Annotated in this window: 24 protein-coding genes; 11 read left to right on the forward strand and 13 right to left on the reverse strand. The window is 74.6% G+C overall.

Features of this window, described 5'->3' with window-relative positions; genetic code table 11:
- The first annotated feature begins 75 nt into the window (after positions 1–75).
- The 3 genes from BM093_RS10055 (at position 76) to BM093_RS10065 (ending at position 2,587) form a co-directional block, all read left to right on the forward strand.
- The gene (locus BM093_RS10055; protein ID WP_093340681.1) at positions 76–927 is read left to right on the forward strand and encodes a biotin--[acetyl-CoA-carboxylase] ligase; all 852 of its coding nucleotides are present in this window, start codon (positions 76–78) and stop codon (positions 925–927) included.
- 68 nt (positions 928–995) lie between these two features.
- Positions 996–1,658, forward strand: coding sequence for a PH domain-containing protein (locus BM093_RS10060; RefSeq protein ID WP_093340683.1), 663 nt, complete (start codon positions 996–998; stop codon positions 1,656–1,658).
- On the forward strand, positions 1,655–2,587 hold the full coding sequence (locus tag BM093_RS10065; protein ID WP_093340685.1) for a hydroxymethylglutaryl-CoA lyase: 933 nt from the start codon (positions 1,655–1,657) through the stop codon (positions 2,585–2,587). Before BM093_RS10060 ends, BM093_RS10065 begins: the two co-directional genes overlap by 4 nt.
- Positions 2,588–2,596: 9 nt before the next feature.
- On the opposite strand, the gene BM093_RS10070 is transcribed toward BM093_RS10065, so the two are convergent.
- Positions 2,597–3,061, reverse strand: a complete 465-nt coding sequence (locus BM093_RS10070) for a MaoC family dehydratase (RefSeq protein WP_093340687.1) — start codon at positions 3,059–3,061, stop codon at positions 2,597–2,599.
- Positions 3,054–3,884, reverse strand: coding sequence for an inositol monophosphatase family protein (locus BM093_RS10075; protein WP_245773434.1), 831 nt, complete (start codon positions 3,882–3,884; stop codon positions 3,054–3,056). Before BM093_RS10075 ends, BM093_RS10070 begins: the two co-directional genes overlap by 8 nt.
- Positions 3,885–3,951: 67 nt before the next feature.
- Here BM093_RS10075 and BM093_RS10080 point away from each other — a divergent pair, with 67 nt between their 5' ends.
- Both BM093_RS10080 and BM093_RS10085 read left to right on the forward strand, forming a co-directional pair.
- The gene (locus tag BM093_RS10080; protein WP_093340691.1) at positions 3,952–4,608 is read left to right on the forward strand and encodes a response regulator transcription factor; all 657 of its coding nucleotides are present in this window, start codon (positions 3,952–3,954) and stop codon (positions 4,606–4,608) included.
- A gap of 48 nt (positions 4,609–4,656) precedes the next feature.
- On the forward strand, positions 4,657–5,931 hold the full coding sequence (locus BM093_RS10085) for a sensor histidine kinase (RefSeq protein ID WP_093340693.1): 1,275 nt from the start codon (positions 4,657–4,659) through the stop codon (positions 5,929–5,931).
- Positions 5,932–5,957: 26 nt separating this feature from the next.
- Here BM093_RS10085 and BM093_RS10090 read toward each other — a convergent pair whose 3' ends face one another.
- The 4 genes from BM093_RS10090 to BM093_RS10105 all read right to left on the reverse strand — a co-directional run bounded on the left by BM093_RS10090 (position 5,958) and on the right by BM093_RS10105 (position 10,703).
- Positions 5,958–6,617, reverse strand: a complete 660-nt coding sequence (locus BM093_RS10090) for a response regulator transcription factor (protein ID WP_093340695.1) — start codon at positions 6,615–6,617, stop codon at positions 5,958–5,960.
- Entirely contained in the window at positions 6,614–7,969 is a 1,356-nt protein-coding gene (locus BM093_RS10095; protein ID WP_093340697.1) for a sensor histidine kinase, read from the reverse strand. Before BM093_RS10095 ends, BM093_RS10090 begins: the two co-directional genes overlap by 4 nt.
- Positions 7,970–8,048: 79 nt before the next feature.
- Positions 8,049–10,100: a serine hydrolase domain-containing protein gene (locus tag BM093_RS10100; RefSeq protein ID WP_177238373.1), complete on the reverse strand. Its 2,052-nt coding sequence runs from the start codon at positions 10,098–10,100 to the stop codon at positions 8,049–8,051.
- Between the two features lie 93 nt (positions 10,101–10,193).
- Positions 10,194–10,703 (reverse strand): GtrA family protein, encoded by a 510-nt coding sequence (locus BM093_RS10105; RefSeq protein WP_093340701.1) that lies wholly within the window; start codon positions 10,701–10,703, stop codon positions 10,194–10,196.
- A gap of 34 nt (positions 10,704–10,737) precedes the next feature.
- Between BM093_RS10105 and BM093_RS10110 the strand changes: the two genes are divergently transcribed.
- Positions 10,738–11,955, forward strand: coding sequence for a 5-(carboxyamino)imidazole ribonucleotide synthase (locus BM093_RS10110; protein ID WP_281248700.1), 1,218 nt, complete (start codon positions 10,738–10,740; stop codon positions 11,953–11,955).
- Positions 11,955–12,479 (forward strand): 5-(carboxyamino)imidazole ribonucleotide mutase, encoded by a 525-nt coding sequence (gene purE / locus BM093_RS10115; protein WP_093340705.1) that lies wholly within the window; start codon positions 11,955–11,957, stop codon positions 12,477–12,479. The genes BM093_RS10110 and purE overlap by 1 nt, the downstream gene beginning before the upstream one ends.
- Positions 12,480–12,771: 292 nt before the next feature.
- On the opposite strand, the gene BM093_RS10120 is transcribed toward purE, so the two are convergent.
- Positions 12,772–13,473 (reverse strand): TetR family transcriptional regulator, encoded by a 702-nt coding sequence (locus BM093_RS10120; protein WP_093340707.1) that lies wholly within the window; start codon positions 13,471–13,473, stop codon positions 12,772–12,774.
- Between the two features lie 60 nt (positions 13,474–13,533).
- Here BM093_RS10120 and BM093_RS10125 point away from each other — a divergent pair, with 60 nt between their 5' ends.
- Positions 13,534–14,688: an acyl-CoA dehydrogenase gene (locus tag BM093_RS10125; RefSeq protein ID WP_093340709.1), complete on the forward strand. Its 1,155-nt coding sequence runs from the start codon at positions 13,534–13,536 to the stop codon at positions 14,686–14,688.
- Between the two features lie 337 nt (positions 14,689–15,025).
- Positions 15,026–15,403 (forward strand): FadR/GntR family transcriptional regulator, encoded by a 378-nt coding sequence (locus BM093_RS37885; protein ID WP_281248701.1) that lies wholly within the window; start codon positions 15,026–15,028, stop codon positions 15,401–15,403.
- A gap of 978 nt (positions 15,404–16,381) precedes the next feature.
- On the opposite strand, the gene BM093_RS10140 is transcribed toward BM093_RS37885, so the two are convergent.
- Genes BM093_RS10140 through BM093_RS36585 form a run of 3 tightly spaced genes read right to left on the reverse strand, consistent with a single transcriptional unit; the run spans position 16,382 to position 17,649 of the window.
- Positions 16,382–16,771 (reverse strand): VOC family protein, encoded by a 390-nt coding sequence (locus tag BM093_RS10140; protein ID WP_093340715.1) that lies wholly within the window; start codon positions 16,769–16,771, stop codon positions 16,382–16,384.
- Complete coding sequence (locus BM093_RS10145) at positions 16,768–17,064, reverse strand: ArsR/SmtB family transcription factor (RefSeq protein ID WP_093340906.1); 297 nt, start codon at positions 17,062–17,064, stop codon at positions 16,768–16,770. Before BM093_RS10145 ends, BM093_RS10140 begins: the two co-directional genes overlap by 4 nt.
- Positions 17,065–17,097: 33 nt before the next feature.
- Positions 17,098–17,649 carry a helix-turn-helix domain-containing protein gene (locus BM093_RS36585; protein WP_245773436.1) on the reverse strand — a complete coding sequence of 184 codons (552 nt, stop codon included), beginning with the start codon at positions 17,647–17,649 and terminating at the stop codon, positions 17,098–17,100.
- A gap of 28 nt (positions 17,650–17,677) precedes the next feature.
- On the opposite strand from BM093_RS36585, the gene BM093_RS10155 reads away from it, so the two are divergent.
- Positions 17,678–18,883 (forward strand): benzoate/H(+) symporter BenE family transporter, encoded by a 1,206-nt coding sequence (locus tag BM093_RS10155; protein ID WP_218162729.1) that lies wholly within the window; start codon positions 17,678–17,680, stop codon positions 18,881–18,883.
- On the opposite strand, the gene ilvA is transcribed toward BM093_RS10155, so the two are convergent.
- The 3 genes from ilvA to BM093_RS10170 all read right to left on the reverse strand — a co-directional run bounded on the left by ilvA (position 18,873) and on the right by BM093_RS10170 (position 22,672).
- Positions 18,873–20,108: a threonine ammonia-lyase IlvA gene (ilvA, locus tag BM093_RS10160; protein WP_093340719.1), complete on the reverse strand. Its 1,236-nt coding sequence runs from the start codon at positions 20,106–20,108 to the stop codon at positions 18,873–18,875. The two genes, BM093_RS10155 and ilvA, sit on opposite strands and share 11 nt — an antisense overlap.
- Before the next feature lie 90 nt (positions 20,109–20,198).
- A complete protein-coding gene (locus BM093_RS10165) occupies positions 20,199–20,954 on the reverse strand; it encodes a TIGR03089 family protein (protein WP_093340721.1) in 756 nt (251 codons plus the stop codon).
- A 95-nt stretch (positions 20,955–21,049) separates the two neighbouring features.
- Positions 21,050–22,672 (reverse strand): LCP family protein, encoded by a 1,623-nt coding sequence (locus BM093_RS10170; RefSeq protein WP_245773437.1) that lies wholly within the window; start codon positions 22,670–22,672, stop codon positions 21,050–21,052.
- Between the two features lie 347 nt (positions 22,673–23,019).
- Here BM093_RS10170 and BM093_RS10175 point away from each other — a divergent pair, with 347 nt between their 5' ends.
- On the forward strand, positions 23,020–23,901 hold the full coding sequence (locus tag BM093_RS10175) for a glycosyltransferase family 2 protein (protein ID WP_093340723.1): 882 nt from the start codon (positions 23,020–23,022) through the stop codon (positions 23,899–23,901).
- The last annotated feature ends 35 nt before the right edge of the window (positions 23,902–23,936 follow it).

Consider the following 23,936-nt stretch of genomic DNA (forward strand, 5'->3'; position numbering starts at 1 on the left):
CCGGGGGCAGTCGTTACCGATCCGCGTCCGGTCCGCGGGCCGCGCTCGGTCCGGGTGCCGTTACGGTGCGCGGTGATGACGACCGGGACCCCATCCGAGCCCTCCGACGGCCCACTGGACGCGTACGCGCTGCGCACGGCGGTACTCCGTCCGGCGGGCGGCTGGACCGCGCTCGAGGTGGTCGGGTCCACCGGATCGACCAACGCCGACCTGCTCGCCCAGGCGGGCCGCGGGGCGCCGGACCGCTCGGTGCTGATAGCCGAGGAGCAGGTCCGCGGGCGGGGACGGCTGGACCGCACCTGGACCTCCCGGCCCGGGGCGGCGCTCACGGTGTCGGTGCTGTGGCGCCCGGACGGCGTCCCGGCCGACCGGCTGGGCTGGCTGCCGATGCTCGCCGGGGTGGCGCTGGCCGATGCGATCACCGAGGTCGCCCCGGACGTCACGGCCGCGCTGAAGTGGCCGAACGACCTGCTCGTCGGCCCGTCGCTGAGCAAGGCGGCCGGGATCCTCGCCGAGATGACGGCCGTCTCCGGGGGCGGGCCGGGCGTCGTGCTGGGCATCGGGCTCAACGTGTCGACGCCCGCGCAGGAGCTGCCGTGGGGCGCGACCTCGCTGGCCGCGCACGGGCTGACCGCCTCCCGTGCCGAGGTGGCGGTCGCGCTGCTCGGTCACCTGTACCGGCGCGAGGCCGACTGGCGCGACGCCGGGGGCGACGCCGACGCGTGCGGGCTGCGCCGCGACTACCGCTCCCGATGCGCCTCCCTGGGCGCCCGGGTCCGGGTGGAGAAGCCCGGCGGCGACCAGCTGATCGGGATGGCCGAGGACGTCGACCCGCAGGGCCGGCTGCTGGTCCACCCGGACGGCGGCGAGCGCGTCGCGGTGGCGGCCGGTGACATCGTGCACCTGCGCGCGGCCGATCACCCGTAGCGCTGACCTGCGCGTTCCGCCCGCGCGTCGCGACCGCCCGGGCGTGCCCCCGCCCTACCGTGGGGGGCATGGCGTTCCCGGACGACGCGCTCGACGACGACGAGCGCGTCGTGCTGCACGGGCACCCGCACTGGCGGCTGTGCCTGCGGCCCGCCGCCGCCCTGCTGCTGGTGAGCGCGCTGGCCGGGTTCGCCGGGGCCGTCGTGCGGCTGCAGCCGTGGGCCCCGTACGCGTGGGCCCTGCTCGGTGCGCTGGCCGCGCTCGCGGTGACCCGCTGGACGGTGGTGCCGATCGCCCGCTGGCGGTGCTCGCACCTGGTCGTCACGAACCTGCGGCTGCTCGTGCGGGAGGGTGTCGTCACCCGTGACGGGCTGGACGTCCCGGTCGAGCGCATCGACGCCGTCCGCGTCCGGATGGGCCCGGCCGGCCGGCTGGCCGGCTACGGCTCGCTGCTGCTCGACGTCGCCGGGGAACGGCTGCGGTTCGACGACGTCCCCCGGGTGGAACGCGTGCAGGCCCGGCTGCACCGCGAGATCGGCCGGGCCGACACCGCCCGCCGCGCCGCCGCGCAGGAGACGCAGCGCACATCCGCACGGGGGCACGCCGATGCCGTGGTGAGGGAGAGGATGAGCCGGGAGAGGATGGGCCGCCGGGACCAGCAGGACCCGCAGGGACGAGGCACGGCGGACCCGTCACCGGAGCGTGCCGTGCCGGAGAGGACCGCGTCATGACCAGCCTGCCGATGACCGTGCGTGACCCGGAGCTGCCGGAGCGCGTCGAGATCTACGAGGTCGGCCCGCGCGACGGCCTGCAGAACGAGCAGAACGTGGTGCCGGTCGCGGTCAAGGCCGAGTTCCTGGACCGGCTGGCCGACGCCGGGCTGCGCACGCTGGAGGCGACCAGCCTCGTGCACCCGAAGTGGGTGCCCCAGCTCGCCGACGCCGCCGAGCTGCTGCAGGTGCTCACCCGCCGCGAGGGGCTCGACTACCCGGTCCTCACCCCGAACGAGCGCGGCCTCGACCGGGCGCTCTCGGCCGGCTGTGACCACGTCGCGGTGTTCGCCTCGGCCACCGAGACGTTCGCGAAGCGCAACCTCAACCGCACCCTGGACGAGCAGTTCGCGATGTTCGAGCCCACCGTGACCCGCGCGGTGCGGGAGGGGCTGCGGGTCCGGGCCTACGTGTCGATGGTGTTCGGCGACCCGTGGGAGGGCGGTGTCGACCCCGACCAGGCGGCCGGGGTCGGTGCCCGGCTGATGGAGATGGGCTGCGACCAGCTCTCGCTGGGCGACACCATCGGCGTCGCCACCCCCGCGCACGTCGGTGCGGTGCTCGACGCCTGCGCGGCGCGCGGCGTCGGCGTGGACCGGGTCGCCGTGCACTTCCACGACACCTACGGCCAGGCGCTGGCCAACACCCTCGCCGCGCTCCGGCACGGCGTGACGACGGTCGACGCCAGCGCCGGTGGCCTCGGCGGCTGCCCCTACGCCGGGTCCGCGACCGGGAACCTCGCCACCGAGGACCTGGTGTGGATGCTCGACGGTCTCGGCATCGCGCACGGTGTCGACCTGGCCGCGCTGGTCGACACGAGCGTGTGGATGGCCGGGCACCTGGGCCGGCCGTCGCCGTCGCGGGTGGTCACCGCGCTCACCCCGGAGTAGCGCCGCGGTTCACGGTGCCGGTGCGGGCCGGCGCAGCCCGTACATCCCGACGAAGCGCGACCGGTAGACCAGCACCTCGTCGGCGACCCGGGTCATCGTCCCGCGCAGCGTGATCAGCCCTAGCTCCGGACGGCTGCGGGACACCCGCGCCTCGAGCACCTCCATCGCCGCGCGCAGCTCGTCCCCGGCGAACACCGGTGCGGGCCAGGAGATCTCGTCCCCGCCCGGGGAACCGAGCCCGGCGGAGCGGCTGAGCAGGTTGTCGACGTAGGCCCGCATCCACAGGCCCGCGGTGAACCAGCCGGACGCGGCCAGGTCGCCGAACACCGACGCCGCCCCGGCGTCCGGGTCGAGGTGGAACGGCTGCGGGTCGAACCGCCGGGCGAAGGCGATCATCTCGTCGCGGTCGACCACGGTCGTGCCGAGGTCGAACACCGTGCCCGGGGCGAGATCCTCGAAGTACAGCTCAGGCACCGAGCACCTCCAGCACCCGCGCGTGCAGCAGGCCGTTGCTGGTCAGCCCGTGCCCGCCGGAGTAGGACGGGTTCCCGGCCAGGTCGGTCAGCCGCCCGCCCGCCTCGGCGACGACGGCGGCCGGCGCGGCCAGGTCCCAGGCGTTCGCCGCGGGCTCCACGGCCACGTCGAGCACCCCCTCGGCGACCAGCACGTGCTGCCAGAAGTCGCCGAAGGCCCGCGACTCCCAGCAGCCCTCGGTCAGGGCGAGCCACCCGTCGCGGGTGACCGGGCCGGGCTCGCTGCGGAACGTGTCGGTGTTGGTGGTGGAGACGTAGGCGTCGGCGACGTCGGCCACGCCGGACACCGCGATCCGCCGGGGCGTGCCCGCGGGCAGGTCCCGCGCCCACGCGCCCGCCCCGGCGGACCCCCACCAGCGGCGGTGCAGGGCCGGGGCGCTCACCACGCCGACCACCGGGACGCCGTCGACGACCAGCGCGACCAGCGTCGCCCAGGCCGGGAGGCCGCGGGAGAAGTTCTTGGTGCCGTCGATCGGGTCGATCACCCAGCCGCGGCGCGACGAGCCCGACTCGCCGCGTTCCTCGCCGAGGATCGCGTCGTCCGGGCGCTCGTGGCCGAGCGCGGCGCGGATCGCGTCCTCGGCGGCGGTGTCGGCGTCGGTCACCGGGGTGCGGTCGGGCTTGCTGGTCACGCGCAGGTCGGCGGCGCGGAACCGGGGCAGCGTGATCGCGTCGGCGAGGTCTGCCAGCCGCAGCGCGAGATCGAGATCGCGCGGGTCGGCCGGTGCCGGGGTCTCGGGGTGCACGGTCGGGTCGGGGCTCACGTCCGGCGAGCATGCCAGCGACCTGCCCGCACCGGTGCGGGCACCCGGCGGCCTATGCTCGACACCGATGACCATCGTGGTGCTGGCCGAGGACGACGCGGCGATCGCCGAGCCGCTGTCCCGTGCGCTGCAGCGGGAGGGCTACGAGGTCGAGGTCGTCACCGACGGCGTCGGTGCCCTCGAGCGGGTCACCCGCGACCACGCCGACCTGCTGGTCCTCGACCTGGGCCTGCCCGGGATGGACGGTCTCGAGGTGTGCCGGCGGGTCCGGGCCACCCAGGCCGACCTGCCGGTGCTGATGCTGACCGCGCGCACCGACGAGGTCGACTTCGTCGTCGGCCTGGACGCCGGCGCCGACGACTACGTGTCCAAGCCGTTCCGGCTGGCCGAGCTGCTCGCCCGGGTCCGGGCGCTGCTGCGGCGGCGGACCCAGGACGTGGTCGAGGTCGGTGGGCTGCGTATGGAGCTCTCCGGCCGCCGGGTCCTGCTCGACGGCGAGGAGGTCACCCTGGCGAACAAGGAGTTCGAGCTGCTGCGGGTGCTGATGCTGCACGCCGGGCAGGTCGTGACCCGCGAGGAGATCCTGCACGCGGTGTGGGGCGACGCGGATATGAAGTCGTCGAAGACGCTGGACATGCACATGTCCTGGCTGCGCCGCAAGATCGGCGGCGAGAAGCGGATCGCCACCGTGCGCGGCGTCGGGTTCCGCTACAACGCCGACTGACAGCACGCCGACCGCTCCGGCGCCGCCCGGGCAGGGCACCATCACCCCATGCGCCGCCGGATCCTGGTCTCCACGCTGCTCACCGTCGCGGTGACCGCGTTGTTCCTCGGCGGCCCGCTCGCGCTGGCGACCTGGCAGCTCGTCGAGGACTTCACCCGCGCCGAGCTGACCCAGCGGCTCGAGCAGCTCACCGAGAACCTGGAGGAGGCCGGGCCGCAGGGCCCGTCCACCGCGTTCGTGCAGGCGGCGATCCCGCCCAACAGCCGACTGACGATCGTGTCGCCGGGGGAGCCGGTCCGGGAGTACGGCCAGACCGACGTCGCCGACCCGGTCTCGGAGTCGCTGCCGTTCGGGCCCGGCGGGACGATCACGCTGTCCCAGCCGACGGCGGAGATGCGGTCGCAGCAGACCCAGGTCGTCGGCGTCGTCGTGCTGCTGGTGGGGTTCTCGGTGACGGTCGGGACCGGCGTGGCGATCTACACCGCGCGCCGGCTGTCCGACCCGCTGCGCGACCTCGCCGCGCGGGCCGCCCGGCTCGGCGCCGGCGACTTCCGCCGCTCACCGGCCCGCTACGACATCGCCGAGCTGGACCGGGTCTCGGAGGTGCTCGACTCGTCGGCGACCGCGCTGTCCCAGCTCCTGCAGCGCGAGCGTTCGCTGGTCGGTGACGTCTCGCACCAGCTGCGCAGCCGGATCACCGCACTGCAGCTGCGGCTCGACGAGCTGTCCACCCACCCGGACCCGGACGCCCGCCGGGAGGCGCTCGCCGCGCTCGAGCAGACCGAGCGGCTCACCGGTGTCCTCGACGACCTGCTGGAGTCCGCCCGCGCCGCCCGCGCGGTCGGCGCCGAACCGGTGGACCTGGCCGAGGCGGTCGAGGAGGCGGCGGCGGAGTGGCGGGAACCGCTGACCGCGGCCGGCCGGTCGCTGCGGCTGCGGGTGCCCGACGGCATGCTGGCCCGGGTGACCGGCGCCCGGCTGCGGGAGGCGGTCGGGGCGCTGGTCGACAACGCCCTGCAGCACGGCGAGGGCACCGTGACGATCACCGCCCGCACCGGGGAGAACGCGTTGCAGGTCGAGGTGTCCGACGCCGGCCCGGGCGTCCCGGAGGAGCTGGTGCCGCACGTGTTCGACCGCGGGGTCTCCGCGCAGTCGTCCACCGGGCTGGGCCTGGCTCTGGCCCGCACGCTGATCGAGGCCGACGGCGGCCGGCTGGAGCTGTTCCGGGCCCGGCCGCCGGTGTTCCGGATGTACCTGCCGGCCGCGCGGACCGACGACGTCGCCGCCAGCACCCCGGCGGCCGACCGGGCCGGCCCCCGGTAGGTCCACGGCAGGTCCGGCCCGCCCGGTCACCGCGCCGCGGCGACCCCGCTGCGGTAGGCCCACACGACCGTCTGCACCCGGTCCCGGGCGCCGATCTTGGCCATCGCCCGCCCGAGGTGGGACTTGACCGTGCTGGTCTCGACGACCAGCTCGGCGGCGATCTCGGCGTTGGACAGGCCGCGGGCGAGCAGCTGCACGATCTCGGTCTCCCGCGGGGTGAGCGGGGTGTCCGGGTCGGGGGCCGGCTCGTCCGGCGCCGGGGCGCGGCGGGCGAACTCGGCGATCACCCGCCGGGTCACCGCGTGGTCGACCAGGCCGTGCCCCGCGGCCAGCCGGCGGACGGCGTGCACGAGGTCGTCGGGCTCGGTGTCCTTGAGCACGAAACCGCCGGCGCCGGCCTCCAGCGCCCCGAACACGTACTCGTCCAGGTCGAACGTGGTCACCACCAGGATCGCCGGGGCCGGACCCGGCCCGGCGACGATCTCGCGGGTGGCGGCCAGCCCGTTGCCGCCGGGCATCCGGACGTCCATGCACACCACGTCGGGGGCCAGCTCGCGGGCCAGCCGCACCGCCCCCGGCCCGTCCACCGCCTCGCCGACGACCTCGATGTCCCCGGCCAGCTCCAGGAACACCCGGAACCCGGCCCGCACGACCGACTGGTCGTCGGCCAGCACCACCCTGATCACGCCACGTCCTCCGTCCCGGTCGTGTCCGGTTCGACGGGCACGGCGAGCCGCACCAGCCAGCCGCCGTCCGCCGTCGGCCCGGCCGCGAACTCCGCACCCACCAGCTGGGCCCGCTCCCGCATCCCGATCAGTCCGTAGCCGCGCGCGGTGACCCCGGCCGGGACCGGGGCCTCGGCCGCCGGGTTCGCGATCTCGACCACGACCCGGCCGGGCGTGCCGGTCAGGGTGACCCGCACCGGGGCACCCGGCGCGTGGTCGCGGGCGTTGGCGAGCGCCTCCTGCACGACCCGGTAGCAGGTGACGTCGGCGATCGGCGCCGGTGTCACCACGGGCCCGTGGCGTACCAGCTCGACCGGGGTGCCCAGCCCGCGGACCTCGGTGACCAGCCGGTCCAGCTCCGCCAGCCCGGGGACGGGAAGGTCGTCGTCCGGGCGGGAGCCGTGGGAGCTGTGGGACCCGCTGGACGCGCGGGACTCGTCACCGGGGTCGCGCAGCGTCCCGACGACCATCCGCAGGTCGCGCAGCGTCCGGCGGCCCTGCCGGCGCAGCGCCGCCGCGGTGGACCGGGCCCGCTCCGGGTCCCGGTCCACGAGCTGCTCGACCACGCCGGCCTGCACGACCATCCCGGACAGGTGGTGCGCGGCGATGTCGTGCAGCTCACGGGCCATCCGGGTGCGTTCGCGCCCGAGCGCGGCCGCGGCGCGGTCGCGCTGGGCGGCGATCACCTCGGCGGCCCGCACCCGGATCAGCTCGACGTAGCGCCGCCGGGTCGCGACGCCGGCCCCGACGAACGCGGCCGCGACGAGCACCGCGACCCCGGAGACGATCTGCCCGGTCGTCTCCACGGCCGTGGACCCGGACCGGGTCGCCGCGACGAGCAGGCCCGCCGTCTCGATCAGCGCCGCGGACGCCACCACCTGCACGGTCCGCCGCCCCGGCAGCAGGGTCGCGCAGGTGTAGGCCGCGACGGCCGTCGCGGGGCCGCGCAGCACCGCCTCCAGCGGCAGCAGCAGCGCCAGGACCGCCTGCAGCGCGGCGACCAGCACCAGGCACACCCGCGGCGTGGTCCGGCGCAGGCCGAGCAGCAGCGACTGGAGCACCACCAGTGCGAACATCGCCGCGGTCAGGGCGCCGGTCGGCGGGAGCAGGTCGGCGAACCGGGGCTGCGCCGGGACCGACACCAGCAGCACCATCAGCCCCACCGTCAGCAGCGCGACGACGACGGCGAGGGCGATGTCGCGCCCGAGCGGGCCGGTCAGGCCCACGGCGGTCATCCGGCGGTCGAGCCACGCCGAGGCGCGGTCGGGCCGGTCCGGGAGCGCCAGGTCGGCGGGGGGCGGGTACGCGGGCATCGCTCTCCGATCGGGACGGGATGATCGTAGGGCCGGGGTGGAGGCGGCGGGTCAGTAGCGGCGGGTCAGTAGCGGCGGGTCAGTAGCTGACGTCGAGCGACAGCAGCCCGAACGCGACCGCGACCCAGGTGGTGCCGGCCAGCCCCAGCAGCATCAGCACCCGTCCCGCGATGCGGGAACGGCCGATCCCGCCACGGACCCCGGTCACGAGCGCGACCACCGCCGCGAGCAGCCCGCCGACCGAGAACCACTGCAGCGCCTGCAGCGTGTGCAGCGCGGCCGCGGGGACGTCGGTGAGCCCGAGGATCGCGCCGATCACCGCGGACCATCCGGCGAGCGCGACCAGCGCGCACGCCGCCGCGGTCCGGGTCAGCCACTGCGCGGTGCGGTCGAGCGGCCCCGGCGACACCGGGGCGGCCGCGGCGTACCGGCGCCGGGCCAGCGCATCGACCGGCACGGCCAGCAGCCCGGCGAGCAGCAGCACCACCGCCGCGGCGAGCACCGGCAGCACGACCGCCGAGTCCCGGGCCGGTGACACCCGGAGCAGGGTCGACGCGGGGTCGGTGCCGAGCGCGGTGACGGTCCCGCCGTCGGTCCGGGTGGTGATCCGGCCGGTGCCGCCGATCTGCTGCCACACCCCGGGACGGGACTCCCGGTAGAACTCCGTGGGTGCGACCCCGCCCACGCCCGGGGAGACCGCCAGCGTGCCGTCCGGCCGGTCGGTCACCGTGACCTGCCCGACCAGGTTGACCACCTCCAGGAACGTGGAGAACGGCGCGCGGGCGCTCTCGTAACGGCCGGCGACGGCGGCGGCCCGCCCGGCCGGGTCCGGGTCGACGGCGTCCGGGGCAGTGGCGTCCGGCGTAGCGGCATCCGGGTCGGCGGCGTCCGGGTCGGCGGCCTCCGGGGCGGCGGCGGGCACGGGCTGCGGCGTGCCCGGGACGTAGCGGTCCACGACGCCGTGCACCACCGAGCGGGTCAGCTGCAGGAAGTCCTGGGTCCCTGCGCCGCTGCCGTTGGCGGTCACGAACACCCCGAGCCGCTGGTCCGGCACGAGCTGCAGGTGGGAGTGGAAGGAGCGGGTGTCCCCGCCGTGCCCGCGGATCTCGTGGCCGTTGCGGTCCTCCTCGAACAGCCCCAGCCCCATCCGGGGCCCGGCCGCCAGCTCACCGAGGCTGTCCGGCCCCAGCGCGGGGGCGCGCATCAGCGCCACGGTCTCCGGTGCGAGCAGCCGGGGCCCGGTCCCGAGCAGCGCGGAGGCGAGGCGGGCCAGGTCGGTGGCCGGCGCGGACAGCGAACCCGCCGGGGCGGGCTGCACGACCTCGAACGGCTGGGCCGGGCCGCCGGCGGTGGCGAACCCGTCCGCCATCCGGCCCGCCAGCGGTTCCGGCAGCGGCTGGGCGAACGTCGACGACGTCATCCCGGCCCGGTCCAGCACCGCACGCTGCACGTACCGCTCGAACGGCTCCCCGGTGACCCGCTCGACGACGTAGCCGGCCAGCCCGTAGCCGTAGTTGGAGTAGGCGGGTGTGGTGCCCGGCGCGAACACCTGCTCGGGCGGGTCGGTCGCCAGGGTCTCCCGCAGCGGAGCCGGGTCGCCGGTGCCCAGCACCCCGCGGATCCGCTCCTCGAACCCGGCGGTGTGGCTGAGCAGGTGCCGCATCGTGACCGGCGGGTCGAACCGCAGCGGCAGCGGGAAGTCCAGGTAACCCCGGACGTCGGCGTCGAGGTCGATGCGGCCCTGCTCGACCTGCTGCAGCACCGCGACCGCGGTCGCGACCTTGGACACCGACCCGGTCCGGAACAGCGTGTCCGCCGCGTCGACCGGCCGGGCCGGCTCGCCCGTCGCGGGGTCACCGGCGGTCGCGACGCCGTAGCCACGGGCGGCGATCACCTGCCCGTCCCGGACGACGGAGACCGCCGCCCCCGGGATCCCGGTGCGGTCCAGCATGGCCGGGACCAGGCCGTCCAGCCAGGTGGTGACGTCGGCCGGGGTGAGCGGCGCGGTCGCGGCCGGTGGCGGTGGCTGGGGAGGTGGCGCGGCCGGGCCTGCGGCGCACCCGGCCACGGTGAGGGCCACGGCGGCGCAGAGGGCGACGGCGAACAGCCGCCGCGGTCGGGAGAACGTCATGCACCGAGCGTGGCCGGTCACCGGGTGCCGGCACATCGAGCGCGCGACGGCAGTTGCGCCTACGACCTCCGGAGGAGGCCGGGCGGTGATCTCCTACGCGGGTGGTGGCTGCCGGCGCACGAACTGGTCGGGCCAGACGAAGCGGCGGAACGCCCACCAACGGAACGCCATCCCGGCCAGCGTCCCCACGATCTGCCCGGCGACGAAGTCCGAGAACTCCTGGGTGACCAGCGAGACGAACGGCTCCTGCAGCTCGAAGACGTACCGGGAGACCCACAGTGGAGCCGAGTAGACGGCGACCCCGATCCCGCTGATCAGGAAGAACAGCGCGGCCTCGTGGTGGCGCTCGCGCCCGCCGCGGGTGCGGAACGACCACTCCCGGTTGAGCACGTAGGAGACCATCGTCGCCACCAGCACCGCGATCACCTTGGCGGTCACCGGCTTGGTGTCGAGGACGAAGACCTTCAGCAGCAGGAACACCACGGTGTCGATCACCCACGTGGTGCCGCCGACCATCAGGAACTTGATCAGCTCACGGTGCTGGATGGCCTTGTCGCGGTACGGCTGGGGGATTCGCGCGAGCGTCGCCTCCACCACCGTCACGCGATCGATCGTGCCAGATTAGGCTTCCCGTCCTGTGGAGAGGGTTGAGACGTCGAACAGCGGTATGCCGGTCGTCGGCATGGTCGGCGGGGGCCAGCTCGCCCGGATGACGGCGCAGGCCGCCGTCGCGCTCGGGCAGACGCTGCGGGTGCTCGCTGCCTCCGATGCCGACCCGGCCGCGCAGGTGACCCCGGACGTCGTCGTCGGCGACCCGGACGACGGTGCGGCGCTGCGCAGGCTCGCGACCGGTTGCTCGGCGGTCACCTTCGACCACGAGGGTGTGCCGCAGGAGGTGCTCGGCCCGCTGGCCGAGGCGGGGATCCCGCTGCGGCCGTCGCCGCAGGCCCTGGTGCACGCCCAGGACAAGCTGGTGATGCGCCGGCGGCTCGCGGGGATGGGGCTGCCGGTCCCGGCGTTCGCGGCGGTGTCCGCACCGTCGGACGTGAGCGCCTTCGGCGCGGCGGAGGGCTGGCCGGTCGTGCTCAAGGCGATCCGCGGGGGCTACGACGGCCGCGGCGTCTGGTTCCTGCCCGGGCCGGACGACGCGCTCGTCGCGGACCTGCTGGAGCGCGGCACCCCGCTGATGGTCGAGACCGCGGTGCCGATGACCCGCGAGCTCGCCGCGAGCGTCGCCCGGTCCCCGTTCGGGCAGGCCGCGGCCTGGCCGGTGGTGGAGACCCTGCAGGTCGACGGCCAGTGCGCGCGGGTCACCGCCCCCGCGCCCGGCCTGTCCCCGGACGCGGCCGGGCGGGTGCAGGAGCTCGCGCTGCGGATCGCCGAGGAGCTCGGCGTCGTCGGGCTGATGACCGTCGAGCTGTTCGAGACGACCGCCGGCGAGGTGGTGGTCAACGAGCTCGCGATGCGCCCGCACAACTCCGGGCACTGGACGATCGAGGGCTCGGTCACCTCGCAGTTCGAGCAGCACCTGCGGGCCGTGCTCGACTACCCGCTCGGTTCCACCGCCCCGGTCGCGCCGGTGGCGGTCATGGCCAACGTCCTCGGCGCCGCCGAGGAGCCCGCGATGTCGATGGACGAGCGGCTGCACCACTGCTTCGCCCGCTTCCCGGAGGCGAAGGTGCACCTCTACGCCAAGGCCGGCCGACCGGCACGCAAGATCGGTCACGTGACCGTGCTGGGCTCCACCGAGCAGGACGTGCGGGAGCGGGCCGAGCTGGCCGCGACCTGGCTGGCCACGGCGACCTGGGCCGACGGCTGGTCGGCGCACGCGGACGACCCCCGAAAGGACTCCTGATGGCCGGTCCCACCACCTCCGGCGCCCCGCGGGTGGGCGTGATCATGGGCAGCGACTCGGACTGGCCGGTGATGAGCGCCGCCGGCGCCGCGCTCGACGAGTTCGGGCTCCCGTGGGAGGTCGGCGTCTACTCGGCGCACCGGACCCCGCAGCGGATGCTCGACTACGCCGCCTCCGCCGCCGACCGCGGCCTGCAGGCGATCATCGCCGGGGCCGGTGGCGCCGCGCACCTGCCCGGCATGGTCGCCGCGGCGACCCCGCTGCCGGTGATCGGCGTGCCGGTGCCGCTGAAGAACCTCGACGGCCTCGACTCGCTGCTGTCGATCGTGCAGATGCCGGCCGGGGTGCCGGTCGCGACCGTCGCGGTCGGCAACGCCCGCAACGCCGGACTGCTCGCGGTGCGGATCCTCGGCGCCGGGGACCAGGCCGTGCGTGCCGCCATGGTCGAGTTCCAGGCCGACCTGGAACGGTCGGTGCTGGACAAGGACGCCGCACTGCGGGCGACCGCCCGCGGCGAGGGCTGAGAATTCTCCTGGCGTCGCCGCCGATCTCGTGCGTACGGTGTTGCTACACGGGAAAGGAGGTGGTCCAGCAGATGAGCTACAGGACACGTGAGGTGGCCGTCAGCTAGCACCACGTTCTGCCGGGCGGGGCGAACCCGCCCGGAGAGACGGTCGTGGAAGCCGGTAGTGGTGCCGGCGAGTTCCAGACGGTCCACCCGTGATCCCCGGGCCCGAACCCTTGTCCGGTTCGGCGTGCGCACCCCGGTGCGGCCCGGGGATCACGCATGTCCGGAGCAGTCAGCCGGTGGAGCCGTCAGCCGGTGCGCCGGGAACTCTCGCGCTCCAGGGCCCGGGCGGCCCGCTCGAGCCGGCGGGCGACGTCCTCGAGGTCCGGTTCCCCGCCGCGCTCCTGCTCCAGCGGCAGCATCGGCGCGACCCGGCGGAAGTGTGCGACGACATCCGGCAGGTCGGTGTCGGGCGCGCCGTCGGCCAGCCACCGCCGCAGCGCCTGGTTGTGCGCGGCGACCAGTGCCGCGGCCGTGACCGCGGCCCGCAGCTCGCCGTCGGGCTGCCCGGCCAGGCGCGCGGCGAGCTCGCGGGTGAACAGGCGCCGGTAGTGGTGCACCGAGGCCGCCTCCCGGTCACGCAGCGCCGGTACCCGCCCGGTCAGGGCGAACCGCTGCCGGGCGACCGCGGGGTCGTCGGTGTAGAGGTCGAAGACGGTCTCCGCGGCACGCAGTGCCAGCGACGGCAGCGGCTCGTCGGGGTGCGCGCCGTCGAAGACCTCCGAGATCCGGGCCAGGCCGCGCTCGTGGTCGGGGGAGAGCGCGTCCTCCTTGCCGTGGAAGTAGCGGAAGAACGTGCGGCGCCCGACCCCGGCCGCGGCCGCGATGTCGTCGACCGTCGTCTCGTCGTAGCCCCGTTCGGTGAACAGTCGCGCCGCGGCCGCGACCAGGCCCCTGCGGACCTCCGCGCGTCCCTCGGGCGAACGCCCGCGGCGAGTGCTGCTCGTCATGGCACGGAGGGTAGCAAGATACATTGCTCTGTGGCACGGAGTGCCGTTAACATTTCCGGTATGAACAGCGACTTCGAGAGCTACCGGCTCAGCGACGAGCACCAGGCCCTGCGGGAGGCGGTGCGCGACCTGGCCGAGAAGGAGATCGCGCCGCACGCCGCGGAGGTCGACGAGGAAGGGCGGTTCCCGGTCGAGGCCCGGGAGGCGCTGACCCGGGCCGGGTTCCACGCCGTGATCATCCCGGAGGCCTACGGCGGTGAGGGGGCCGACGAGCTCGCCGGCTGCATCGTCATCGAGGAGGTCGCCCGGGTCTGCGGCTCGTCGTCGCTGATCCCGGCCGTCAACGGCCTCGGGATGACCCCGGTGCTGCTGTCGGCCTCGGAGGAGCTGAAGAAGCAGGTCCTGCCGTCCGTGGCGGCCGGCGAGGCGATGTTCAGCTACGCGCTGTCCGAGCGGGAGGCCGGCTCGGACGCCGCGTCGATGCGCACCCGTGCCCGCCGCGAGGGCGACGAGTGGGTCCTCAACGGCACCAAGTGCTGGATCACCAACGCCGGCGAGTCGACCTGGTACACGGTCATGGCCGTCACCGACCCGGAGAAGAAGGCGAACGGCATCTCCGCGTTCGTGGTCCACAAGGACGACCCGGGCTTCTCGGTCGGCCCGAAGGAGCGCAAGCTCGGCATCCACGGCTCGCCGACCCGTGAGATCTACTTCGAGGAGTGCCGCATCCCGGCCGACCGGATCGTCGGCGCGGAGGGGACCGGCTTCAAGACCGCGCTGCGTACCCTCGACCACACCCGCCCGACCATCGGCGCGCAGGCCGTCGGCATCGCCCAGGGTGCCCTGGACGTCGCCACCGCCTACGTCAAGGAGCGCAAGCAGTTCGGCAAGGCCATCGCCGAGTTCCAGGGCCTGCAGTTCATGCTCGCCGACATGGCGATGAAGGTGGAGGCCGCCCGCCAGCTGGTCTACGTGGCCGCCTCCCGTGCCGAGCGCAACGAGCCGGACCTGGGCTTCATCTCCTCGGCCGCCAAGTGCTTCGCCTCGGACACCGCGATGTCCGTGACCACCGACGCCGTCCAGCTGCTCGGCGGCGCCGGGTACACCCGCGACTTCCCCGTCGAGCGGATGATGCGCGACGCGAAGATCACTCAGATCTACGAGGGCACCAACCAGATCCAGCGCATGGTGATGGCGCGCAACCTGCTCAAGTGAGTTCCGGGCCGCCCACGCTCAACCTGATCGCTGACCGGCGGCCGGGTCGGCACCCGCCGGCCCGTTCATCGATGCCCCGTTCCGGGAACCTGCACTGTGGCGGGGGGTGCAACAAGAGGGGCACGTGTCGTGGAAGTCGGTCAGTTCTTGCAGAGTCGTAGCCGGGGAGAAGAGGTCCTTCTCATGGAAGGGACGCTCGACCAGCTGGACAGGCGTCGGGCAGCCTGACCGATCCCGTCCAGTGGGGAGGACGTCGACAAGTTGCACAGCATCGTCGATCTCGACTGCGCCTCGTAGAGGAGTCGGGCCTCGAGCAGGTCGTCCATCTGCGGCTTGGGTGCCTCGAGCAGAACTCCGATCGTCGTGCCGGGAGCTGCGACGACCCGCTCCGGGTCGGGCCACTGCGAGCGCACACCGGCAGCCCGGCGACACCACCGGCTTCACCGGACACCTCGATTTTCACACCACCGTCCTGATGGCAACCGGCAACCTCATGATCACCATGATGGGCCAGCCAGTGGCAGACGTCCTGCGTACTCGCCTCCTCCAAGCCGCCGCCGACAGCGCCGACAGCAGCGAGTGGGATCGCGTCGACGACGATCACCGCCGCATCGCGGAACACATCGCCGCAGGCGACGGCGACGGCGCGGAGGCCGCGATGCGACAACACATCAACGATCTCCGATCGCTGTACCAGCGGGCCAGCTGCTGGTGAACAGCAGACCCGACGTCGGAGTCGCACACAGGCGGTGATTCCGACTATGGCAGTCCGCCTCGGTTGATCACAGCTGCTGTTCGTCCTCAACAGTGATGACGTCGACCCCCTGGTGCTAACGGCCCTGGGCTGCGCTGCGCTGGACAGACCAGTCAGATTGGTCGCCTATTGTGGGGAGCCCCTCCGTGAACCAGCCGTGGACTTTCTCCAGCTCACGCAATCGTGCGCGACACGCCGCGCCTGCACCGGCTCGCCGGCGAATGTGGTCGGCGGCTGCCGCCTTCGCCATCGCGGTCATGGGTGTCTCAGGGGTCCTCGTGGCCTCCCTCGGCAGCGCTGGCGACGCTGAAACCACGGTTATGAGCGCAGCCCCGACGATCCCGCCCGCTGCCGTCGCCACTCCCGCCGCCGCCCCGCCTCATGAACGAACGACCGCACCTACTTCCCCCGCCCGGGTGGCGCCACAGACCAAACCGAAGACAACCACCACCAAGAAGCCGAAACCGTCGGCCATGACGGTCGCCGAGTGCAATCGCCTCGCGGCGAATTCGATGATGCCCAACGCCGAGCTGGGACCCTACTTGCGATCGCGTGGATGCAACACGACCGCGGACTCACTTCTCGTCGGCCCCGCGCCTCAGGAGGTGACCTCGGTCGAGCCGGCTGAGGCAGCGCTCCAGGCCTGCCGAGAACAGACCGGCCAGACCACCGCGCAGTGTATCGACCAGTCCCGACGCGGCCTCGCGAACTAGGGCAGCGCCGAGAGGTCGCCGCTGGCCGAAGTGATGGACACCGTCATCGATCGAGTTCGCGTCATCCCGAGCGATTGAGCCGGTACCGTCGGCGAAGAGCTGCTGGCACCGGATGGCCTTCAGGTCGGTGCCGAGCCGGGCGACGCTCAGTCGCCCGCTCCTGCACCGGCGCGCTACGCGACATGGCTGTGCTTCTGTCTCGTGGCGCTCCGGCTGCTTCGTCGTCCTATTTCATGGTGGCGAGCTGGATCAGGTTGCCGCAGGTGTCGTCGAGGACGGCGGTGACCACCGGCCCCAGGTCGGTGGCGTCCTGGGTGAACTCCACGCCCAGCCCCTTGAGCCGCTCGACCTCGGCGTGGACGTCGTCGACGGCGAACTGGGTGGCCGGGATGCCGTCGCCGACCAGGGCCTGCTTGTACGGGCCGACGGCCGGGTGACCGTCGGGCTCCAGCAGCAGCTCGACGCCGTCCGGGTCGGCGGGGGAGACCACGGTGAGCCAGCGGGCCCCGCCGGCCGGCACGTCGGTCTTCTTCCGGAAGCCGAGCTTGTCGGTGTAGAAGGCGAGCGCCTTGGCCTGGTCGTCGACGAACACGCTGGTGACGGTGATGCGGATCATGGTTCAGGAGCCTCTCGGTCGATGGGCCACCGCTCGACGATCGAGCGCAGCGGTCCCGTGTCGAGGTCGTGGAACTTGTACCGGCCCTGCCGGCGGGTGCGGACCAGGCCGGCCTCCTCGAGCACGGCGAGGTGCTGGGACACGGCCTGGCGCGAGGACGTCAGGCCGTGCTTCATGGTCAGCCGGCCGCAGAGCTCGAACAGCGTCTGCCCGTCACGGTCGGTCAGCTCGTCCAGGATGGTGCGCCGGGTCGCGTCGCCGAGCGCCTTGAACAGTTCGGGCCCGGCGTCCACGACCACCTTTATAGGCAAGTGGCGACTTGCCTGTCAAGGTGTCCGGGGTTCCCCGCCCGCCGCGGTCCGCACGACCAGGACGGCGGCGGCGGGGCGGCCGTCGAGCGCCCGGTAGGTGTGCTCGGTGTCGCTGGTCCACGCGGTGCCCGCGCCGGTCGTCAGGTCGGTCTCCGCGCCGGCCCGGCCGACCCGGGCCGCTCCCCGGGTCACCAGCAGGTGCTCGACGACGTGGGGTCCGTGCGCCGCCGAGACGTGCACCGCGCCGGGCTCCAGGGTCAGCGCGTAGACCTCGACGGTGCCCTCGGCGTCGGTGGTGCTCTCCAGGAGCCGGGCGGTGATCCCCGGTGACGCGACCTCCGTTCCCGGGCGGTCGGCCAGAAGCTCCGACAGCGGAACCTCCAGCGTGTTCGCCAGCGCGTAGAGCGTGGACAGGGTCGGGTTGCGGCTGCCGTGCTCGATCTCCGACAGCGACCCCTTGCCGACGCCGGCCCGTGCGGCGAGCGCTCCGACCGAGAGTCCGTGCGCCACGCGCGCTCGCCGCAGGCGCTCGCCGACGGCAGCGCGCAGGCCGTCCTGCTGTGCCACGGCGCGAGCGTACCGTAGCGTTCTGTTTATGGAACGTTCCTGGACGCAACCGGTGTCGGTCGGGATCGTCGCTGCCGTCGTCGGTGTCACCAGCTCGTTCGCCGTCGTCCTCGCCGGGTTGCAGGCCGCCGGGGCCGACCCGGCGCAGGCCGCGTCCGGGCTGGTGGTGCTCACCCTGCTGCAGGGGGCGGGGACCGTCTGGCTCAGCCGCCGGTTCCGCCGCCCGATCACGATCGCCTGGTCCACGCCCGGTGCCGCGCTGCTCGCCTCGACCGGGGCGGTGGCCGGCGGCTGGCCCGCCGTGGTCGGGGCGTTCCTGGTCACCGGCGTGCTGATCGTGCTGACCGGGCTCTGGGGCAGGCTGGGGCGACTCGTCGGGGCGATCCCTGCGCCGCTCGCGCAGGCCATGCTCGCCGGGGTGCTGCTACCGCTGTGCCTGGAACCGGTGCGCGCGCTGGCGGAGCAGCCGCTGCTGGTGGCGCCGATCGTCGTCGTGTGGGTGGCGTTGCAGCGGTTCGCCCCGCGCTGGGCGTCACCGGCGGCGTTCGCGCTCGCGCTCGTGATCGTGCTGGTCACCGCGGGCGGCACCGACTGGCTGCGCCTGCCGGTGGTGACGGTGACGGTGCCGGAGCTCTCCCCGGCCGCGGTGATCGGGGTGGCGCTGCCGCTGTACGTGGTGACGATGGCCTCGCAGAACGTCCCGGGCGTCGCGGTGCTGTCCGCGGCCGGCTACCCGACGCCGTGGCGCCACGCGATGGTGCTGACCGGGGCCGGGACCGTGCTCGGCGGTCCGGCCGGTGCGCACGCGGTCAACCTCGCCGCGATCACCGCGGCACTGCCCGCGTCGGCGGAGGCGCACCCCGACCCGGACCGGCGCTGGATCGCCGCGCAGGCGGCCGGATGGACCCATCTGCTGCTGGCCCCGGCGGCCACGACGCTCGCCGCGCTCGTCGCCGCGGCCCCGGCCGGGGTGATCGAGTCGGTGGCCGGGCTGGCGCTGTTCGGGACGTTCGCGTCGGCCCTGTCCTCGGCCCTGTCGTCGGCGCCGTCCACGACCGCCGCCGACCCGGTCGCCCGCATCCCGGCCGCCGCGACGTTCCTGTGCGCGGCGAGCGGACTCGCGATCGCCGGGATCGGCGGGGCGTTCTGGGGCCTCGTCGCCGGCGTGGCGCTGCACTTGGTGCTGCGCCCGCGCAGCACGGTCGGGCCGGGCTCCGACCGGGTCAGAGGATGAAGCCGAACAGCGGGCTGTCCGGCGGGATCTGCTCGATGTGCGGCGGCGCCTCGTCCATCCGCTTGAGCAGCGCGGCCAGGTCGTCCGGCGATCCCAGCTCGATCCCGACGAGCGCCGGCCCGGTCTCCCGGTTCGAGCGCTTCGTGTACTCGAACAGCGTGATGTCGTCGTCCGGGCCGAGGACGTCGTCGAGGAACCGCCGCAGTGCGCCGGGTTCCTGCGGGAACTCGACCAGGAAGTAGTGCTTGCGGCCCTCGAAGATCAGGGCCCGCTCGACGATGTCGGCGTAGCGGCTCACGTCGTTGTTGCCGCCGGACAGCAGGCACACCGTGGTCGCGTTGCGCGGGATCCCGAGCTGGTCCAGCGCGGACGGCGACAGCGCCCCGGCGGGCTCGGCGATGATCCCGTCGGACTGGTAGAGCGCCAGCATCTCGACGCAGATGCGTCCCTCCGGGACGGCGACCAGCTCCACGCCGGAGTCCCGGACCGCCTCGAACGTCGCCGCGCCGACCTTGCGGACCGCGGCGCCGTCGACGAACGGGTCCAGCCTGCCCAGGTCCACCGGCTCGCCCGCACCGACCGCGGCGGCCATGCTCGCGGCCCCGGCCGGCTCGACCCCGACGATCCGGGTCGACGGGGCGTGCTCGCGCAGGTAGGTGAGCGCCCCGGCGAGCAGCCCGCCGCCACCGACCGGCACGACCAGCACGTCCGGCGGGTCGGCCAGCTGGGACAGGATCTCGCGGGCGATCGTGCCCTGGCCGGCCACCGTGCGCGGGTCGTCGAACGCCGGTACCTGCGTCGCACCGGTCGACTCGGCGTCCGCCCGGGCCGCGGCGGCGGCCTCGTCGTAGGTGTTGCCGACCACCCGGACCTCGACGGCCTCGCGGCCGAGCCGGGCCACCCGGTCGCGCTTCTGGCGCGGTGTCGTCCCGGGCAGGTAGACCCGCCCCCGCACACCGAGGCGCTGGCAGGCGAACGCCACCCCCTGGGCGTGGTTGCCCGCGCTCGCGCAGACCACACCGGCCGCGCGGTCGGCGTCGGGCAGCTGGGCGATCAGGTTGTAGGCGCCGCGGATCTTGTAGGAGCGGACCGGCTGCAGGTCCTCGCGCTTGACCCAGACCTCGCCGTGCAGCGCGTCCGACAGGCGCGGGTTGAGCTGCAGCGGGGTCGGGCCGATCACGGCGCGGAGCCGGGCCGCCGCGTCGTCGACGTCCCGGGCGCTCACCCGGTCACCGGGCGCAGGGGAGGGGGTGGGGGTCACGGTCGTCCAGCGTCTCACGACCCCGTAGCGATCTTCACACCAGGACCGGGGCCCTCACACCGGCGACGGCAGCCGCACCGTGCACCGCTCGGTCCCGGCGCGCCGGTCGAGCACCGCGGCGTCCTCGGCCGGGTTCACCACCTGCACCAGCGACGCCCCGGCCGCCAGCACCGCGAGCAGACCGTCCCGCAGGCCGTCCGCCGAGTCCCAGGCGGCGGTCGAGAGCACCCGGGCACCCTCGGCGACCCCGAGCGCACCGGCCCGCTCCCGGGCGGCGTCGAGGACCTCGGTGCCGGTGGCGCCGTCCCAGGCCGGGGCCGAGCCGTCCACCGGGTCCCAGGGCACGAAGTCGTCGCCGTGCACCCGCACCTCGGTCGCGAAGTCGATCGCCCCGGCCGGCAGGCCGGTCAGCCCGCGGCCGAACGCGTCGAGGGAGAACGCCACGACGGTCTCCGCCCCCGAGGTCAGCGCCGTGTCCAGGCGTGCGGCGTCGGCGAGCACCACGTCGGCGGTCGCCGGGTCCCCGACCAGTTCCGCGCCGCAGGACCAGCCGGCGAGCAGGACCGCCGCCGTCTGCCAGTGCGCGGGCAGCAGCACCGCGATGCGGCTGCCGGGCTCGACGTCGCACTCGTCGCGCAGCAGGTTCGCCGCCTTCGCCGTCCAGTTCGCGGTCGTGGTGCCGGACAGCTCCATCCGCTCGCCGGTGGCGTCGTCGTAGTGCGTGAACAGCGGCCGGGCGGCGGCCGCGCCGAGCGCGGGCCCGAGCAGGCCGTCGGTGAGGAACAGGCCGGAGCCGAAGACGGTGGTCATCGCCCGCCGACGCTACCGAGCCCACCCGGCGGCCGTCCGAACCGGCCGGTCGGCACTGGGTTCAGTCGATGCAGGGGCCCAGCCGATACAGGCGGTCAGTCGATGCAGGGCACCCCGTCGCCGGTGATCGGCGGCTGGGCCGGGGCGCCGGGGGACGAGCCCCCGCCCGCGGCCGCGCCGGTCGAACCGGTGCCGCCACCGTCGGGGGCGTCGAAGTCGGTGCCGATCAGCACCTGCACCCGGCCCTGCGCGACCGCGTCGGACTGCTCGATGCCGACCCCGCCCAGCGCGTCGGCGACCCGGCGCGCGGCGGCGTCACCGTCGGCCTGGCTGTAGCGCACGACCGAGGTGGTCCGTTCCGGCGCGTTGCCGACCTCCCCGGCGGTGACGCCGTGCTGCCCGAGCACCCCGGCGACCCGGGCGGCGAGGCCGGTCGCGCCGGAGCCGTTCGCGACGTCCGCCACGACGGGCGCGGGCGGCGCCTCCGCCGAGCCCTCGTCGTCGGTGTCGTCCGAGGCCTCCGCCGGCTCGGGCTCCGGTGCGATGTGCCGGGACACGAACTCCCGCACCTCGCCCGGGTCGACGCTGAGCACGTCGCCGTGGCCGGTCTCCTCGGTGCCACCGGTCGGGATCGTCACGAAGTCCATCGCCCCGGCCGCGATCTGGGAGGCCTCCTCGGCGAAGGCCAGGATGTCCCAGCCGCTGTCGATGACCACGGACTGCTGCACCACCTCGATCAGCCCGCCCAGCCGCGCCGGGTCGGTCAGCGTGCCCGAGGAGAGCACCTTGTTCGCGACCGAGGCGAGGAAGACCTGCTGGCGGGTGATGCGGGACAGGTCGCCCCCGGCCAGCCCGTGCCGCTGGCGGACGAACGCCAGCGCGTCCGCGCCGGAGATCGTCTGCGGCCCGGCCGGGAAGTCCGCCCCGGACAGCGGGTCCTGCACCGGGGCCTTCAGACAGACGTCGACGCCGCCGATGGCCTTCGTGAGGTTGTAGAAGCCGAGCAGGTTGACCTCGGCGTAGTGGTCGATGCCGAGCCCGGTGAGGTCCTGCACCGCGCCGATCAGCGCCTGCCGCCCGGCCTGCGAGGACTCCTGGTCGACGCGCTTCGGGTCCTCCACACCCTCGGACGCCAGCCGCGACGCCGCCTCGGCCTTCGACTGCGGGTACGCGGCGTTGATCTTGTTGCGGCCCAGGCCGGGGATCTGCACCTCGGAGTCGCGCGGGATCGAGAACGCGGTCGCGCTGGTCCCGTCCGCCGGGACGTGCACGACGATGATCGTGTCGGAGTTGAGCACCCCGGACTCCGCGCCGCTGCGCAGTTGGGCCAGCACCTCGTCGGGCAGCGGGTTGCCCTGCGCGTCGGTGCGGCTGTCCACACCGACCAGCAGGATGTTCTGCTCGCCGCCGGTCGAGCCCCCGAAGATCACGTTGGTCGTGGTGATCCCGCCGGTCACGTCGCGGTAGAGCGTCCAGACCGCGCCGGTGAGCAGCACCGTCAGCGCGGACAGTGCGGCGACGGCGACCTGGAAGCGGTGCAGCCAGCGGCGGCCGCGGGACCGGGCGGGAGCGGCCCCGCCCGCGGGCCGGTCCCGGCCCGGGTACGGCGGGTGCACCGGTGGTGCCGGTGGGCGTGCGGACCGGCGGGCGGCGGCCCGCTCGGCCGCGGCGGGGCGGCGGGACCGGGTGCGCTCCCACGGTGCGCGCGGCTCGGTCATGCTCGCCTCCCCTCGGGTCGGTCGGGGCCCGCAGGGGCCGGTCGCCGCTCGCGGTCCGGTGTCGGCCGGCTCCGGGGGCGGGAGGCCAGGGTGCAACATGTGGACGGTCGGCGGGAGCCGTCGCGGGCTGCGTGTCGGCCCGCTCGCCCGGTCGTCGTACCCGGTGATGACTTGAGAGTGACGTATTCCCGGACGCCGTCGTCGCTGCTCACGGCGGCTTCCGGGGTGGTGCCGGACCGTTCCGGGCGGCTCCGCGATCACGGGGTGTGACGTTCGCTGTAGCGATCGGGGGGTGTCGGCCGATCCCGCCCGACCGCCGCCGGTGCGGGATCGCTAGCGTTCGGGCCGTGCAGCAGGGCGCGCAGACCTACGGCGACGGGCTCGCCGTCGTCACGGTGACGTACTCGCCGGGCCCCACCCTGGACACCTTCCTCGACTCGCTGGCCGGTGCGACGTCCCGGGGGGACGTGCCGGTCGTGCTGGCCGACAACGGCTCGGTCGACGGTGTCCCGCAGCGGGCCGCGGCCGACCGGGCGGATGTGAGCTTCCTGCCGATCGGGGAGAACGTCGGCTACGGCGCCGCCGCGAACCGCGGCATCGCCTCCCTCGACGAGGGCTACGGCTGGGTGGTCGTGGCCAACCCGGACCTCGAGTGGGGCCCGGGGTCGCTGGACACGCTGCTCGAGGCCGGTCACCGGTACCCGCGGGCGGGCGCGCTCGGCCCGCTGATCCGGGAGCCGTCCGGGGAGGTCTACCCGTCGGCCCGCGAGGTCCCGTCGCTGCTCGCCGGGGCCGGGCACGCCGCGCTCGGGCCGGTCTGGCCGGGCAACCCGTGGACGGCGGCCTACCGGCGCAGCCGCGACGACCTCACCGAGCGGACGGCCGGCTGGCTGTCCGGGTCGTGCCTGCTGCTGCGGCGCACGGCGCTCGACTCGGTGGACGGGTTCGACCCGCGCTACTTCATGTACTTCGAGGACGTCGACCTCGGCGAGCGGCTCACGCTCGCCGGGTGGCGCAACATCTACGTACCCTCGGCCGAGGTGGTGCACGTGGGCGGGGTGTCCACGGGCAAGCCGGAGGTGTCCGCGCGGATGCTCGCCGAGCACCATCGCAGCGCCTACCGGTTCCTGGCGGACCGGCACCCCGGGCCGTTCCGCGCGCCGCTGCGAGCCGCGCTGAGGGCCGGCCTGGCCGTCCGGTCCGGGTGCCTGTCCCGGACCGCGAACTGACCGGGCGCGAGGACGACGAGAGAACACCTGAGGGG

The sequence above is a fragment of the Pseudonocardia ammonioxydans genome, assembly GCF_900115005.1.
Lineage (GTDB): Bacteria > Actinomycetota > Actinomycetes > Mycobacteriales > Pseudonocardiaceae > Pseudonocardia > Pseudonocardia ammonioxydans.

Coding starts and splice junctions, on each gene's coding strand:
- BM093_RS10055 (WP_093340681.1), top strand. CDS start 76: ATGACGACCGGGACCCCATCCGAGCCCTCCGACGGCCCACTGGACGCG.
- BM093_RS10060 (WP_093340683.1), top strand. CDS start 996: ATGGCGTTCCCGGACGACGCGCTCGACGACGACGAGCGCGTCGTGCTG.
- BM093_RS10065 (WP_093340685.1), top strand. CDS start 1,655: ATGACCAGCCTGCCGATGACCGTGCGTGACCCGGAGCTGCCGGAGCGC.
- BM093_RS10080 (WP_093340691.1), top strand. CDS start 3,952: ATGACCATCGTGGTGCTGGCCGAGGACGACGCGGCGATCGCCGAGCCG.
- BM093_RS10085 (WP_093340693.1), top strand. CDS start 4,657: ATGCGCCGCCGGATCCTGGTCTCCACGCTGCTCACCGTCGCGGTGACC.
- BM093_RS10095 (WP_093340697.1), bottom strand. CDS start 7,969: ATGCCCGCGTACCCGCCCCCCGCCGACCTGGCGCTCCCGGACCGGCCC.
- BM093_RS10100 (WP_177238373.1), bottom strand. CDS start 10,100: ATGACGTTCTCCCGACCGCGGCGGCTGTTCGCCGTCGCCCTCTGCGCC.
- purE (WP_093340705.1), top strand. CDS start 11,955: ATGGCCGGTCCCACCACCTCCGGCGCCCCGCGGGTGGGCGTGATCATG.
- BM093_RS10120 (WP_093340707.1), bottom strand. CDS start 13,473: ATGACGAGCAGCACTCGCCGCGGGCGTTCGCCCGAGGGACGCGCGGAG.
- BM093_RS10125 (WP_093340709.1), top strand. CDS start 13,534: ATGAACAGCGACTTCGAGAGCTACCGGCTCAGCGACGAGCACCAGGCC.
- BM093_RS10140 (WP_093340715.1), bottom strand. CDS start 16,771: ATGATCCGCATCACCGTCACCAGCGTGTTCGTCGACGACCAGGCCAAG.
- BM093_RS10155 (WP_218162729.1), top strand. CDS start 17,678: ATGGAACGTTCCTGGACGCAACCGGTGTCGGTCGGGATCGTCGCTGCC.
- BM093_RS10165 (WP_093340721.1), bottom strand. CDS start 20,954: ATGACCACCGTCTTCGGCTCCGGCCTGTTCCTCACCGACGGCCTGCTC.
- BM093_RS10170 (WP_245773437.1), bottom strand. CDS start 22,672: ATGACCGAGCCGCGCGCACCGTGGGAGCGCACCCGGTCCCGCCGCCCC.